The 14,305-nt window shown below is 66.9% G+C and carries 11 protein-coding genes and 1 pseudogene; 8 read left to right on the top strand and 4 right to left on the bottom strand.

Going from position 1 to position 14,305, the window contains the following annotated elements:
- The first annotated feature begins 202 nt into the window (after positions 1–202).
- From WS91_RS37430 to WS91_RS19445, 7 genes are all read left to right on the top strand, one after another.
- Positions 203–2,515: an SDR family NAD(P)-dependent oxidoreductase gene (locus WS91_RS37430; RefSeq protein WP_231752049.1), complete on the top strand. Its 2,313-nt coding sequence runs from the start codon at positions 203–205 to the stop codon at positions 2,513–2,515.
- Entirely contained in the window at positions 2,508–3,680 is a 1,173-nt protein-coding gene (locus WS91_RS19470; protein ID WP_038744881.1) for an acyl-CoA dehydrogenase family protein, read from the top strand. Before WS91_RS37430 ends, WS91_RS19470 begins: the two co-directional genes overlap by 8 nt.
- Positions 3,677–4,645, top strand: coding sequence for a phosphotransferase family protein (locus tag WS91_RS19465; RefSeq protein ID WP_059670807.1), 969 nt, complete (start codon positions 3,677–3,679; stop codon positions 4,643–4,645). Before WS91_RS19470 ends, WS91_RS19465 begins: the two co-directional genes overlap by 4 nt.
- Positions 4,642–6,873: an alpha/beta fold hydrolase gene (locus WS91_RS19460; protein WP_038744883.1), complete on the top strand. Its 2,232-nt coding sequence runs from the start codon at positions 4,642–4,644 to the stop codon at positions 6,871–6,873. Before WS91_RS19465 ends, WS91_RS19460 begins: the two co-directional genes overlap by 4 nt.
- Before the next feature lie 81 nt (positions 6,874–6,954).
- Positions 6,955–7,860, top strand: coding sequence for an NAD(P)/FAD-dependent oxidoreductase (locus tag WS91_RS19455; RefSeq protein ID WP_059582805.1), 906 nt, complete (start codon positions 6,955–6,957; stop codon positions 7,858–7,860).
- A 72-nt stretch (positions 7,861–7,932) separates the two neighbouring features.
- A complete protein-coding gene (locus WS91_RS19450; protein WP_394364313.1) occupies positions 7,933–8,847 on the top strand; it encodes an alpha/beta hydrolase in 915 nt (304 codons plus the stop codon).
- Complete coding sequence (locus tag WS91_RS19445; RefSeq protein WP_038744886.1) at positions 8,844–9,680, top strand: thioesterase II family protein; 837 nt, start codon at positions 8,844–8,846, stop codon at positions 9,678–9,680. The genes WS91_RS19450 and WS91_RS19445 overlap by 4 nt, the downstream gene beginning before the upstream one ends.
- Positions 9,681–9,704: 24 nt before the next feature.
- On the opposite strand, the pseudogene WS91_RS33745 reads toward WS91_RS19445, so the two are convergent.
- From WS91_RS33745 to WS91_RS19420, 4 genes and pseudogenes are all read right to left on the bottom strand, one after another.
- A pseudogene (locus WS91_RS33745) lies at positions 9,705–10,558 on the bottom strand (IS3 family transposase); the annotation flags it as partial.
- 238 nt (positions 10,559–10,796) lie between these two features.
- The gene (locus WS91_RS19430; protein ID WP_038744887.1) at positions 10,797–11,768 is read right to left on the bottom strand and encodes an aldo/keto reductase; all 972 of its coding nucleotides are present in this window, start codon (positions 11,766–11,768) and stop codon (positions 10,797–10,799) included.
- Positions 11,769–11,794: 26 nt separating this feature from the next.
- The gene (locus tag WS91_RS19425) at positions 11,795–12,598 is read right to left on the bottom strand and encodes an SDR family NAD(P)-dependent oxidoreductase (protein ID WP_059670806.1); all 804 of its coding nucleotides are present in this window, start codon (positions 12,596–12,598) and stop codon (positions 11,795–11,797) included.
- Positions 12,599–12,650: 52 nt separating this feature from the next.
- A complete protein-coding gene (locus WS91_RS19420; RefSeq protein WP_038744888.1) occupies positions 12,651–13,112 on the bottom strand; it encodes a cupin domain-containing protein in 462 nt (153 codons plus the stop codon).
- A gap of 164 nt (positions 13,113–13,276) precedes the next feature.
- Here WS91_RS19420 and WS91_RS19415 point away from each other — a divergent pair, with 164 nt between their 5' ends.
- Entirely contained in the window at positions 13,277–14,209 is a 933-nt protein-coding gene (locus WS91_RS19415; RefSeq protein ID WP_038744889.1) for a LysR family transcriptional regulator, read from the top strand.
- Positions 14,210–14,305 lie beyond the last annotated feature (96 nt).

The following is a 14,305-nucleotide window of genomic DNA, read 5'->3' as shown; positions in this document are numbered from 1 at the left end:
GCTCGGCCTCGCGCGCGCGCTGCCGGCCGAATATCCCGGCTGGCGCGCGCGGGTTGCGGATGTCGACGCCGCCGCGGCCGATCTCGTCGAATGCATCGTCGCCGAAGCGTGCGCGCGGTCGGCCGACGACGCGGCGATCCATCGGCACGGATCGCGCTGGGTCGAAGTCTTGGAACCCATCGGGGCTGCGACGACGCAGGCGATGGCGATCCGTCGCGACGGCGTCTACGTCGTCACGGGCGGCAACAGCGGCATGGGGCTCGCAATCGGCCGGCATCTGGTCGAGCGCGGTGCGCGCGTGGTCGCGTTGAGCCGGCGCGGCGGCCAATCGATTCCCGGGCTGACCGCGATCGCGGTCGACGTGAGCGACCTCGATGCGTTGCGGCGAGCAGTCGCGCAGATCCGCGCCGAGCATGGCCCCATCAACGGCGTCGTGCATAGTGCGGGGATGCCGCCGCATGCATTGCTGCGCACGGCGACCGATGCCGCGATGCGCGATGTGCTGGCGGGAAAATTTCTTGGCGCGCGCAATCTGCGGCAGGTGCTATGCGCCGATCCCCTCGATTTCGTCGTGCTGTGCTCGTCGCTGCGCGCGCATGTGCCGGCCGCGGGCGCAAGCGACTATATGGCTGCCAACCTCGCGCTGGAAGCGCTGGGTGCTTCGTGGGCGGCCGACGGTACACGCGTGCGTGCGATCGCGTGGGATACATGGAAAGAGATCGGCATGGCGACGGTGTCCGACGAACGCTTCGTGCCGGATGATCTGCGCACGGCGGGCCTGAGCGCCGACGAGGGTGTCAGGGTCCTCGAGATGGCGTCGGCTTGCGGATCGCCGCGCATCGCCGTCAGCACGCGCAAGCTGGACCCGCTGAAGGCCCGCGCCCGCGAAGCGTTTTCGCTGGCGCGTGCGGCCGACGCGCATCAGCCGGCCGCCGGCTCGCGGCATCCGAGGCCGGTGCTCGCGGTACCTTACGTACCGGCGCGAACCGCGCTCGAAGCCCGGCTCGCGACGATCTGGTCCGATGTGCTCGGCTTCGAGCCGATCGGCGTCATCGACGACTTTTTCGACCTCGGCGGCGATTCCGTTGCCACCTTGCAGATCGTCGCGCGCGCGAAGGAGCAGGGCATTCATCTCGATACGCATTTGGCGTTCGGCGCGCACACGATCGAAGAACTTGCCGCCGCCGGCGCCGGGCGGACGGCGCAGGCCGTGCCGCGAGAAACGCCGCTGCCGCTCTCGCCAACCCAGCAGTGGTTGTTCAATTGCGGATCGGGCGACATCAACCGCTTCGTTCAAGGCGTGGTCGTCAGCGTGCCGGCCGAGATCGATGCGACGGCGCTCGGCACCGCCATCGACGCCGCGATTGCGCACCACGCGGCGCTGGCGGCGCGCTTCGAGCAAACGGAAGCCGGCTGGAAGCAGGTGCTCGGCACGCCCGCGCCTGTTGTCGTCGCCGTTCATCGGCATTCGGGGCCGGCCGACGAGCAACTCGGTTTCGCACAGGGGATCGGCGCAACGTTGCAGTGCTCGCTCGACATCCGGACGTCGCCGTTGCTGCGCGCCGCGCTCGTATTGGGCCCGGCCGGCTCGATGCTGGTCCTCGTCGTCCATCATTTGCTGATCGATGCATTCAGTTGGCGAATGTTGCTGGGCGACCTCCACGGGCGCGTCGGCGCATCGGCGCCGGCGGCAGGCCAGCAACGGGCGGCGGCCGATGAGTCGTTCTTCCAATGGGCGATCGCACTCGAACGCGTCGCCGCGGCAGGGGAGCTCGACGACGATGCGGCGTTCTGGTCATCGCTCGATACGCCGCCGGATGCGTTTCCCGTCGCACGGCGCGATGGTGCGCGCCGCTCCCTGAATTCGACGCTCCCGGTCGAGCAGACGCTTGCGTTGAGCGCCACCCGTCGCCCGCTCGAAGCGCTTCTCGCGGTTGCCGTCGCGCGTGCGATCCGTTGCGCGGGCGAATCGGACCGGGTTCCGGTCGACATCGAGTCCTTCGGGCGCGGCTGGTCTCGCGTGCCATGCGACGTTTCAAGCGCGATCGGCTGGTTCACCGCAATTCATCCGCTCGTCGTGGACACATCGGCGGACATCGAGGCCGCCGCGACGCATGCCGCGGCGCTGTTGCCCGACGCCCGACGTCGCGCCGTCGCCTACACGGTGCTGCGCCAGGCCGCGCCGGAGCGCCTGCCCAAAGCGTTGCGAAGCGACGCGCCGGTATCGATCGCGTTCTTCCCTGCGGAATCAGCCGTGCCGGCGTGGCCGATCGCCGCAATCCTGTCCGCGCCGGAGCAAATGCCGGCGCCGCACGCGATCGCGCTCGCAGCGACGATCGAGGGCGGCGCGCTGCGCATCGTGTGGCACGGCCAGGACGAGCCATTCGACGGGGTGACGCTCGACACCATTGCCGCACGGGCCATGGACGAACTGCGGGCGCTGGCGACGGGAGGAAAGGCCAGGATGAGCACCATCCTGGCGCAGTTGGACATGTCGGAGGCAACCAATGATTGAACGGGTCGCAGCATTTCGGGACGTCGAAGCGGCGCTCGCGGAACCGGAGGCGGCACTGGCGGCAGGCGACTTCGCAGCGGTCGAGCGGTTGATGGCCGGGGTTCGCGCGGCCAACCGGGCGCGAGGCCTCTGGCTTCCGCAGGCGCCGCGCGCGGACGGCGGCATGGGGCTGAGCCTGCTCGAACTGGTCGAGGCCGGAGAAATCCTCGGCCGATCGCCGCTCGGTCACTATGCGGTCAACTATCAGGCGCCCGACACCGGCAACATCGAGGTGCTGTTCGAGTATGCGACGGCCGCGCAGAAAGCGCGCTGGCTCGCCCCATTGTTGCGCGGCGAGATCCGCAGTTGCTTCGCGGCGACGGAGCCGGACTCCGCCGGCTCGAATCCCGCGTCTCTCGAGTCGAAGGCGGTTTTCAAGAATGGAGCATGGTATCTGAGCGGCCGGAAGTGGTTCGCGTCCGGCGCCGATCAGGCGGCGTTCGCGATCGTGCTGGCCGTTACCGACGAGACGGCGCCATTGCATGCGCGCACCAGCACCTTCATCGTGCCAGCTGACGCGCCGGGCTACCGGCATGTTCGCAACCTGCGCGTGATGGGCGATGAAGGCTGCGGCTGGGCCAGTCACGGCGAACTCGAGCTGGACGACTGCCGGGTGGGCGAAGATGCGCTGCTGGGCAAGCCCGGCGAGGGGTTCATCGTATTGCAGGCGCGCCTGGCAACCGGGCGTCTGCATCATTGCGCGCGCTGGATCGGCGTGTGCGAGCGCGCGTTTGCGATCATGTGCCGGCGAGCGTGCCGCCGCGAACTGGCTGCGGGCGAACTGCTGTCGTCGCGTCAAACGGTGCAGAACTGGATCGCCGAGAGCCGCGCGTCGATCGATGCCGCGCGGCTCCTCGTCACCCAGGCGGCATCGCGTCTGCAAAGCCGGCACGAGCGCGCTCAGATCGACATCTCGATCGCGAAATTCTTCGTGGCAGGCGTGACGCAAACCGTCCTCGACCATGCGTTGCAGGTACAAGGCGCGCTCGGCGTCAGCGGCGACACGATTCTCAACGTGCTCTGGCGCCACGAGCGAGCGGGGCGCATTTATGACGGTCCCGACGAAGTCCACAAGGCGCTCGTGGCGCGCCATGCACTGGCCGCGTTTCGGGGGGAAGCCCGATGAGCGCCGAAATCGCGCAGCGTGCGATGGCGGCGCTCGGCCGCCCCGGCTGCCCCGCTCAGGCGACGCGCATCGGCGGCGGACGGGCCAGCGAGGTTTTTCTCGTGCAGACAGGCAATCGCGACGTGATTGCCTACCTGCTGCCTGCGGGAGCGCCGAGAGAAGCGCAGCGCCGATTCGGCGTCCTGGAGCGAATCGGCGAGCATTTTCCGCTGGCGCCGAAGCCGCTCGCGGTTGGCGGCGGGGCCGACGACGGCTCGACGTTGCTGCTGGTCGAACGGCTCGACGGCGTCTTGCCGGCCGCGTGCGGGCCGCTTTCGCCCGACATCGTGCGCCGCCTCGCCAAGAATTTCATCGCCGCGCTCGCCGCGTTGCATGCCGTCGAAATCGCGCCGGCCGAGCGGCCGCCCGATTATCTGCGCCGAAGCCTCGGCGAATGGCGACGGCGCTGGAACGAGGAAGAAGCCGCGGGCGCCGACGGCGACTTCAAGGCGGTCGCGCGGTGGCTGACGGAACGGCTTCCTGATGCATCGCCGGCGGCATTCCTGCACAACGACTTCAAACTGGACAATACCCTCGTCGATCCGGGCGATCCGGCGCGGGTGGTCGGGGTTGTGGATTGGGAGCTGGCCGCCATCGGCCATCCTCTCGCCGATCTCGGGATCGCGCTGGCCTACTGGATCGAGAGTCGCGATCCGCCGCTGCTGCGTCTCGATGCGCCGGGGCCGAGCTGCGCGCCGGGCGCTCCGACTCGCGAGGCACTCGTTGACCTGTACGCCGAGGCCGGCGGGCGCGAGGTGGCGCAACCGGCGTACTGGTATGCCTATGGCCTGCTGCGACTCGCCGTGGTCACGCAGCAGCTCGCGCTGCGCCACCGCCGCGACGGGCAGCGCGTGCCGCGCAGTCGGTTGATCGTGCGCTGGCTGCTGAGCCGCGCATCGGAAGTTTGCGGGAGCGCACGGCTATGAAGGCGAAAGTTCAGGACATTCACGCACTCGCGCCGTCGCAGCGCGGGATGCTGCTCGAAAGCGCGCACGGCGCGATCAAGGGCGGCTTGTTCATCGAGCAGACCGTGCTGTCGGTTCGCGGGCATCTCGATCGCAACCGTTTCCTCGCGGCCGTCGAGCGCACCGCCGAGACTCACGCGAGCCTGCGCTGTTGTTTCGCATGGGACGCCGAGCAGCCGGTGCAGGTGGTGTTCGAGCGGATTCAGCCCGAACTGGCGTGGGAGGACTGGCGAAACACTGACGACGCGGACGATCCGCAGGCGCTGACGGCCTGGCTGGACGAGGATCGCGCGCGAGGCGTCGCTGTCAACCGCGCGCCGCTGTGGCGCTTCGCCGTGATCCGGCTGCGTGATGACGCATACCGGGTCGTCTGGACTCACCACCATCTCATCACTGACGGCTGGTCGATCGCGGTGGTGCTTTCGGATCTGCTCACATGCTACGAGGGTGTTCGGCCAGTGCCGCCGGCGCGGCCGCTACGCGATTACGTCAACTGGATCGACGCGCAGGATGCGGCGGTCGCGGCCGCGTTCTGGCGTCAGCGCCTCAGCGCATTGCCCCGCCTGTCCCCGATGGCGCGGCGCGCGTCGGGCGACGGCTTCGCAGAGGTCACGGACATCGACGCGAGCGCGCTCCTCGACGTCGCGCGCTCCCACGGAGTCGCGTTCGCGATTACGGTGTTCGCCGCATGGGCGCTGATCCTGCGCGCGTTTCGCGCGACCGACGACGTGGTCTTCGGCGTCACCACTCACGGCCGTCCCGCGACGCTTGCGGGAGTTGAGCGCATCGTCGGGCCGTTCATCTCGACCTTTCCGCTGCATGTGCGGATGACCGATATGGCGACGGTCGGCGAGTTGCTGGACCGGATCGAGGCGATGCAGCGCGAGCAGCGCCCGTTCGAATATCTGTCGTCCGCCGAAGTGCATCGGGCCGCCGCCGTTGCCACGCGTCTTTACGATACCTTGGTGGTGGTCGAGCATCTGCCGCAGCAAGACGCGCCCGCCGATGCCGGTATATCCGTCGCGGCCGAGGCGGGCAGTGGGGCGCGCTCGCATCATCCGTTGCTGTTGCGCGTCTCGCCTGACGGTATCGCGCGCTTGCTGTACAACCGGCGCTTCATCGACGACGCAACGGCGGCCGGGCTGGCGTCGCTGTTGAGCGAAGCGGCGGCGCGACTGGCGGCGGACGATGGCCTGCCGCGCCTCGAAGATCCGGCAATCCCGCTCGCCGTCGCGCAGCCGGCCGCGTCGCGCGCGCCTGAAACCCCGGAAGAGCGGGTGGTCGTCGCGCTGGCGCGCGATCTGTTCGGCGGCCAGGCGGGGCTCGACGATAGCTTCTTCGATCTCGGCGGGCATTCGCTGCTCGCCGTCGACTTCCTGCATCGCATCGCGAACGCAACCGGGGTGCGCTTGCCCGTGACTCAGTTATTGCACGACGCTCGCCTGGGTGCGATCGCGCAGGCGCTCGCCGACAACCTCGCGGGCAACGCCGGCTCCTCCAGTGCACCACGGATTTTCTTCGTTCCCGGCAACCCCGGTTCGCCGTTGTACGCCGCTCGCCTCGCCGCGCATCTGGGCGGCCCGAACGGCTGGCGCCTGCACGGCCTTGAAGCGCCGGGACTCGACGGCGCGCAAGCGCCGCTGCCGAGCGTCGAAGCGCTCGCCGAGCACCATCTGGCCAGTCTGTCGGACGCCGACGATCCGGCCGTGCTGGTCGGCCATTCGTTCGGTGGGTGGGTGGCGTTCGAGATGGGGCTGCGCTTGCAGGCGAGCGGCCGGGCAGCGGTGGTGATCCTGCTCGACACGCTCGCCCCACATCGGCTGACTTCACGCGGGGATGTCGGCGATGCGGGTTTGCGAGCCGAAGTCGCGAGGCTCGCGTCTCGCGCCAACGACGCGGGCTTCGCTATCCATGTCACGCCCGCAGCTTTCGCGGTCTATGCCGCCGCGCGGCGCGCGACCTATGCGCCGTCCGCGCGGGCCGAGTTTCCGCTCGCGCTGTTTCGCGCCGCCCGCGCGCACCCCGAGGATGGCTGGGACAGAAGCGATTCCGCCTATGGCTGGACTGAGCTCTGCCGCAATGTCCATGTGGATTGCATCGACGGCGACCATCTGTCGATGATGGCCGAGCCCGCCGTCGAAGTTCTGGCCGAGCGGATCGGGCATTGGCTGCGTCAACGGGAAGGTTGACGCCCGCGGGCAGTGCGGCCCGGTGCCGCGCATCCGCTTTTCTCAAACGCGGTTTTCCCCTTGTCAAAGGATGAATCATTCATGAATACGGAACGTTCCTCGACGCGCTTCGATGTCGTCGTGATCGGTGGCAGCTATGCGGGACAATCGGCCGCCATGCAGCTTGCCCGTGCGCGTCGGCGTGTGCTCGTGGTGGATGCCGGCTTGCGCCGCAACCGCTTCTCCCCGGTCTCGCACGGCTTGATCGGGCAGGACGGGCGTCCGCCCGAAGAGATCGCGGCAAACGGCAAGGCGCAGCTTCTTGCGTATCCGAACGTGCAGTGGCTGGAAGACACCGTGATTCACGCTGAACGCACCGATGCCGGTTTTGTTTTTCGAAGTGCATTGGGGCAGCACTTCAACGCGAGCAGCGTGGTGCTCGCGTTCGGCGTGGTGGACGAGATTCCGGATTTGGAAGGCGCGGCCGAACGATGGGGGCGCAGTGTATACCACTGCCCGTACTGCCATGGCTACGAACTGGACCAGGGGCGCATCGGCGTGCTCGGGAACGGCTCGATTTCGCCTCTGCTGGCGCTGCTGATGCCGGACTGGGGCAAGACCGTGCTCCTGACCAACGGAACATTTGAGCCAAACGACGAGCAACGCGACGCGCTGGCCGAGCGAGGCGTCGCGATCGAGCCCGAACGGGTGACGCGCATCGTCGATACGGCGAGCGTCGAGCTCGCCGACGGACGGTGCATCGTGCTCGATGGCCTGTTCACCATGAATCGCACCCATCTGTCGAGTCCGGTCGCGGAACAATTGGGGTGTGCGATCGAAGACGGGCCGCTGGGGCCTTATATCCGTGCCGACGAATCCATGGAAACTTCCGTGCCGGGCGTGTTTGCATGCGGCGACGCCACGCAGCGAGGCGGCAGCGTGGCGCTCGCCGTGGGCAGCGGTGCGCTCGCGGGCATCGTCGCGCATCGAAAGCTGGTCATTCCCTGATGCGCAGGAGAATCCATTCGGACTACAACTTTTCGAGCAACCGATTTTTCTTCATCTACCGGGAACATGATCGTGAGTTGGCAAAACTGGTGCTTTTCCTGGCTATCGCGTAAAACGACCAAGTCCCTGACCAGAAAACCGGCGCTGTCCGCTCACGACATGCGAGCGCACAGCGCCAAATGGTCCAGCCGTGGCGTGAAACCTCCCCGGGGCTGGCGCGTACGCGAAATGACCGCACGGCCGCTATGCGGCGAATGGATCGAACCGGCGGATCCGGTTCGCCGCGACTCGCTTCGCCGCATCGTCATTTATTTGCATGGCGGAGGATATTGCTTTTGTTCTCCCCGCACGCATCGAACGATTGCCGGTGCGTTGGCCAAAGGGGCGGATGCGCGTACCTTTTCATTGGATTACCGGCTTGCTCCGGAACATCCGTTTCCCGCCGCGGTGGAGGATGCATTGGCCTCCTATCGGCAACTTCTCGCCGATGGCGCATCTTCAGACCGGATTGTCATCGGTGGGGATTCCTCCGGCGGGGGGCTCGCGCTTGCTCTGTTGCTGTCATTGCGCGATGCCGGCGATCCGTTGCCGGCTGGCGCAGTATTATTTTCTCCGTGGACGGATCTGGCCGCGACCGGCGCGTCCCTGAAGGCGAATGACGAAGCCGATGTCATGCTGAGCGCGGCCGCCGTAGCGAATTTTTCCCAGTACTATCTGGGCGGCACAGCTGCTGATCACCCTATTGCTTCACCTCTCTATGGCGAATATTCGGGTTTGCCGCCCTTGTTCGTCCAGGCGAGCGACACGGAGGTATTGCTGGACGACGCCGCACGGGTCGCGGAAAAGGCCCGCGTTGCCAACGTCGCGGTGGACTTCAAGGTCTGGCATCGGGTTCCGCACGCCTGGCCTACGCTGACGCCTTATCTGCCCGAAGCGAAGGCGGCCGTAAAAGAGGCAACCGACTTTATTCGGAGGGTGGTGCCGTGAGCTTCGAATTGACGGAGAAAGCCGGCGCCGGCCGCTGGATCGAGCCGTCATCGTCGGCCGGGAACGCCATGCAGCGGTTGTTCTGCATCCCTTATGCGGGCGGCGGCGCATCCGTGTTCCGCGGCTGGCAGGCACGGCTTGCGGCGACGGTTGACGTCCGTCCGCTGCATCCGCCTGGGCGAGGCCGCCGTTTCCGCGATGCGTTGCTATATCGGGTGGACCTGATCGCCGACGAGGTGACGGAGGCGATCGCGCCGCTACTCGACCGGCCCTATACCCTGTTCGGCCACAGTATGGGCGCCAGCGTGGCGTTCGAGGTGGCGTGGCGCATCCAGGCCCGCCGCCTGCGGGAGCCGAGGTGTTTGATCGTTTCCGGCCGCGGCGCTCCGCATCTGCCTACGAAGGGACGGCCGATCCACGATTTGCCGGACGATCAATTTCTCGACGAGGTGATACGCATGAACGGCACGCCGCCTGAAATTCTCGCTCATCCCGAAGTGATCACATTGCTACTCCCGATTCTTCGTGCCGATTTCAAGGCGGTGGAGACTTACCGGGCAAAACCGCATCCCCCTCTGAACTGCCGGATCGTTGCATTGGGAGGCAGTGGCGAACCAGGCAGCGCGGAGGCGGTGGAGTCGTGGCGCACTTACACTACCGGCGGCTTTCGCGGCGAGATCCTTCCCGGCGATCACTTTTTTATACATGGCAATGCTGAGCAACTGTTTTCGGTTCTCAGCGAGGAATTGACGGATGCGCTGCGTTGCGCCGCAACCCCGTTGGCAACACCGGTGCATCAGCCATTCACAGATTCATGTGACGTGCGGAAGTGATCGCACCAAGGCTCGGAACGCAACACCTCCAGATATACGCATCATGTTAATCACCTCCCGGTCGCAGTAGTCCAGCGCGAACGTTACGCGCAGCGGCATGCCGTCGTCGCACCGGAACTCAAAGCCATCGGAGCACCAGCGGGCGTTGCTGCGGTCCACAGCAACGCGGCCGTCATGGCGCCGCTTGTCTCGCCGCACGCCAGGGCGGCGCAGCAACAACTGGTACTCGCGCATAACCCGATACATGCGCTTGGCGTTGACGCATGGTGCGCCGGTCTGCTCTCGACTACGACGCAGCAGCGCCCAGATACGCCTATAGCCGTAGATCGGCAGGTGCGCTACATGCCCCCGAATTTCCTCGACCAACCCGGTATCGTCAGTCGGGCGGGCAGGGCGGCCATCGCGCCAGTCAGACGAACGCGCCTGCTTCACCACCACGGCAGAGCGCGCCACGCCGAGAACTTCGCAGACCGTCTTCATCGGTCGTCCCCTGGCAGCAAGGGCGAGCGCGCAATCAGGTTTTTTGAGCGGCCCCAGTCCACGGCTTCTTTCAGGATTTCGACCTCCAGCGTCCTCTTCCCGAGTAGCCGTTGCAGTTCCTTGATTTCCTTGATGGCGGCGGCCAGCTCAGATGCCGGCACAACGGCTTCGCCTGCCTTCACCGCCGCCGGACTGCCTTCCTGGTATTGCTTGCGCCAGCCGAACACCTGGTTGGCGTTGACGCCGTGTCGACGCGCCACGGCCGACACCGATGCTCCCGGCTCCAGTGTTTCCTGCACGATGGCGATTTTTTCCTGCGCCGTGCGCCGACGACGGCGCTCCGGCTCGGTCAGAATTTCGATGCTTTCCACGTCATGACTAGGCTTACTGATAGGCACAAGACTATCCGTTATTTTAAGAGAGTCCTCGTGTTCTCAGATACGTGGGGTCGCTCCACCGGTTACGTTCGTGGAGACGCGTGATTCTCTTTAAGAATCACACGACATTTATGTCGATATGTGATCGATTATTCGTGAATCCCGGGCGACCCGCTATTGCAACAGAGCGCTTTTTCGGCTGCCTCCAACACGTCCCACACGGACTACCATTTTGTAGCGACGGCGATGCGTAGCATCGTCACCACTGAACCGGTCCGACCGTTCCGTCGAACGCTGCCTCTAACAACGCGGTTTCGCGATCGTCGAGCGTCAGGTCGAGCGCCGCGAGCGCATCGGCCGCGTGATGCGGCTTCGACAACCCGACGATCGGCGCCGTGACGCCCGGCCGCCGCAGCGCCCAGGCGAGCGCGATCCGCGCAGGCGGCAGCCCGCGCGCCCGCGCTACTTGCCCGACCGCTTCGACGGTCGCCGCGACCGCGTCGCGGCCGTCGTACCACGACACCATCTGCCGGTCGGTCGCGGCGCGCGTCGTCCCGGCATCGCGCGAGCCGGCCAACAGCCCGCGGCCGAGCGGCGACCACGGCGTATACGCGATGCCTTCCTCGATGCACAGCGGCAGCATGTCGCGCTCGTCGTCGCGGCAGATCAGGCTGTACTGGCTCTGCATCGACGCGAACCGGGCGAGGCCGTGATGCCGCTGGAATGCGAGCATCTTCATGAACTGCCACGCGTGCATCGACGACGCGCCCAGATAGCGGACCTTGCCGCTCCTCACGATGTCATCGAGCGCCTCGAGCGTTTCGTCGATCGGCGTGTCCGGGTCGAAGCGGTGGACGACGTAGAGATCGACGTAATCGGTTCCGAGACGCTGCAACGACGCGTCGATGCTCGCGAACAGATGCTTGCGCGACAGCCCGCGCGCATTCGGGCCGTCGCCGGTCGGAAAGAACGCCTTGGTCGCGATCACCACGTCGTCGCGCACCGCGAAGTCGCGCAGCGCGCGCCCGAGAATGCGTTCGCTCTCGCCGTTCGAGTAGATATCCGCCGTATCGAAGAACATCACGCCCGCATCGAGCGCCGCGCGGATGAACGGGCGAGCCGCGTCCTCGGTCGCGACCCACGGCCGCCACGACGGATCGCCGTAGGTCATGCAGCCGAGGCACAGCTTCGATACCTTCAGCCCGGTGGTTCCCAGTCTCACGTATTCCATCGGTTCATCCTGTGTGGCGATAGCGGTCAGCGCATGCCGCCGATCGTGTAGCCGCCGTCGACGAGGATCGATTCGCCGGTCACGAAACGCGCTTCGTCGCTGCACAGCCAGACGGTCGCGTCGGCCACGTCCTCGGGGGTGCCGATCCGCCGCGCGGGCGTGAACGCGGCGAACGGTCGAAACATCTCGTCGTCGCCAAAGCGGCGCGCCATCGGCGTATCGATGATGCCGGGGTTCACGTTGTTGATCCGGATGCCGTGCGGGCCGCCTTCGAGCGCGACCGCGCGCACCAACGCATCGAGCGCGCCCTTGCTCGCTGAATAGGTCGACGAGCCGGCCAGCGCGCCCTTCGCGAGCCAGGACGACGTATTCACGATCGTGCCGCCGCCGTGCGCGAGCATCGCTTCCATCTCGTATTTGATCGACAGCCACGTGCCCTTGAGATTGGTGTCGATCACGTCGTCGAAGTCGGCTTCGGTCTGCTCCACGATCGGCGCGAACGTGCCTTCCGTGCCGGCGTTGTTGAATGCCGCGTGCAACGCGCCGTAGCGCTCGACCGTCGCGTCGACGAGTGCGCGCACGCCATTGGCCGAGGCGATATCGACGACGATCGCGAAGGCCTCGCCGCCGCGCTTGGCGATCGCGCGCACGGTGTCGTCGAGCGGGGCCGCGCGCCGCCCGGCGACGACGACGCGGGCGCCATCCCGCGCGAACGCGAGCGCGGCCGCCCGGCCGATGCCGGTGCCGCCGCCGGTGACGAGCGCGACGCGTCCGTCGAGCCGGGGCCGCGTCGGGGTAGAAGGGGTTGATAAGATGCGCGAATCGGACATGATGGGTGTTGCTCCACGTCAGGGTGAAACGGGCCGGCCGGCTGGCCGGCGCTCAGTCTTCGCCGGCCGGGATCGTCAGCGGCGCGCCGGGCGTGCCGGCATAGAACACGATTAGCTCGGCGGGCTCGTTGCCGGTCTCGCCGCGATGGGCGCCATCGACCATTTCCGGCACCACGTCGCCCGGGCCGAGCGCCAGCCGCTTGCCGTCGCTTCGGCGTACGGCGGTCAGGTGGCCCGACAGCACGTAGCCGATGTTGATCGACGGATGCGTATGCCAGGGCAGTACGGCGTGCGGCGGGAGGGTGTAGCGGACGACCGTCACTTCCGGCTGATGTATCGGGTATGCGCGATACGGCGAGCCGTCCCACGCGTGCGTGGTTTGCAATAGCACCGTTTCGGCGGCGCGGGGGCGGGCGTCGGACGCTTGCGCGAGCGCGGGCGACGACGTACCGGCAATGATCGACGCGGCCGCGGTGGCGGCCCGGAAAGCGACGGAAAACAAGCGCGGCTTCATGGCGTGCGGCCCGTTCGGGCGGATCGTTCAGGACAGCGTCATTGTGCGAAGCGGATCGGCATGCGAATAGCGCCGGTTTGGTTGAAACCGATTCAACTTGACCGACCGGCGTCTCGACGCCATTGATGGACACCCGGACGTTCCGGGTTCGACGGGAGTACCGAATGGATCGTTTGAAGGCGCTGACGGTATTCGTCCGCGTGGCGGTCGCGGGCGGGATCAGCGCGGGCGCCCGCGAGCTCGGCATGACGCCGCAGGCGGTCAGCAAGCAGGTCGCCGCGCTGGAAGCTTTGCTGAACGTGCGGTTGTTCCAGCGCTCGACGCACCGGATCGCGCTGACGGCCGAGGGCGAGCGCCTGCTCGCGCAATGTCGCGGCGCGGTTGGGGAACTGGAGACCGCGCTGCGCATGCTCGACGACGATCGCGCGCAAGCGGTCGGCACGATCCGCGTCGCGGCGCCTTACTCGCTGGCGCGGCGCTTTCTCGCGCCGTTGCTCGGCGAGTTTTGCGATCGGCAGCCGGGCGTCACCGCGGAGCTGATCGTCAGCGACGACATGGCCGATATCGTCGAGCAGCGCATCGACATCGCGGTGCGGACCGGCGATTTGCCCGACAGCGGGCTGGTTGCACGGCGGGTTGCCGATCTGCAACTGGTCGTCTGCGCGGCGCCGGCGTATCTGAGCCGCCACGGCGAGCCGCGCACGATCGATGCATTGCGCGAGCACCGCTGCACCGCGTTCCTGTATCCGCGCACGGGCAAGCCGTTTCCGTGGGAGTTCCTCGTCGACGGCCGCGTCGATACGCAACAGGTCCGCCCGTTCATCGCGACCAACGACATCGACGCGGAACTCGACATCGTGCTGAGCGGCGCCGCGATCGGCCAGTTCTTCGGTTATTCGGTCCACGCGCACGTGCGCGAGGGCCGGCTCGTGCCGCTGCTGACGAAGCATGCGACCTGCCGGTACGGGCTCTACCTGTGCATGCCGCAGCGAACGCATCTGCCGCGACGGAACCGGCTGTTGATGGATTTTCTAGCTACGCGACTAGCCGAACACCCGGAGCTTGCGCCGCTCCCATTGGGGAGCGAGTCGACATGATGCGCCTTGTCAAATCATCGTAAGCGCGAATTTAACCCCACCTAGAATCGAAAGCTGAACGAGCGCAGGCTTGCGTCCGCAACTACAACTTGCGGA

It is taken from the genome of Burkholderia sp. MSMB1498, assembly GCF_001526245.1.
GTDB lineage: Bacteria > Pseudomonadota > Gammaproteobacteria > Burkholderiales > Burkholderiaceae > Burkholderia > Burkholderia savannae.
This window is presented reverse-complemented; position numbering and strand designations above follow the sequence as displayed.

Excerpts from the sequence above, each read along its gene's own strand:
- WS91_RS37430 (WP_231752049.1), top strand. The coding sequence starts at position 203 with ATGGCGATCCGTCGCGACGGCGTCTACGTCGTCACGGGCGGCAACAGC.
- WS91_RS19470 (WP_038744881.1), top strand. The coding sequence starts at position 2,508 with ATGATTGAACGGGTCGCAGCATTTCGGGACGTCGAAGCGGCGCTCGCG.
- WS91_RS19465 (WP_059670807.1), top strand. The coding sequence starts at position 3,677 with ATGAGCGCCGAAATCGCGCAGCGTGCGATGGCGGCGCTCGGCCGCCCC.
- WS91_RS19460 (WP_038744883.1), top strand. The coding sequence starts at position 4,642 with ATGAAGGCGAAAGTTCAGGACATTCACGCACTCGCGCCGTCGCAGCGC.
- WS91_RS19455 (WP_059582805.1), top strand. The coding sequence starts at position 6,955 with ATGAATACGGAACGTTCCTCGACGCGCTTCGATGTCGTCGTGATCGGT.
- WS91_RS19430 (WP_038744887.1), bottom strand. The coding sequence starts at position 11,768 with ATGGAATACGTGAGACTGGGAACCACCGGGCTGAAGGTATCGAAGCTG.
- WS91_RS19425 (WP_059670806.1), bottom strand. The coding sequence starts at position 12,598 with ATGTCCGATTCGCGCATCTTATCAACCCCTTCTACCCCGACGCGGCCC.
- WS91_RS19420 (WP_038744888.1), bottom strand. The coding sequence starts at position 13,112 with ATGAAGCCGCGCTTGTTTTCCGTCGCTTTCCGGGCCGCCACCGCGGCC.
- WS91_RS19415 (WP_038744889.1), top strand. The coding sequence starts at position 13,277 with ATGGATCGTTTGAAGGCGCTGACGGTATTCGTCCGCGTGGCGGTCGCG.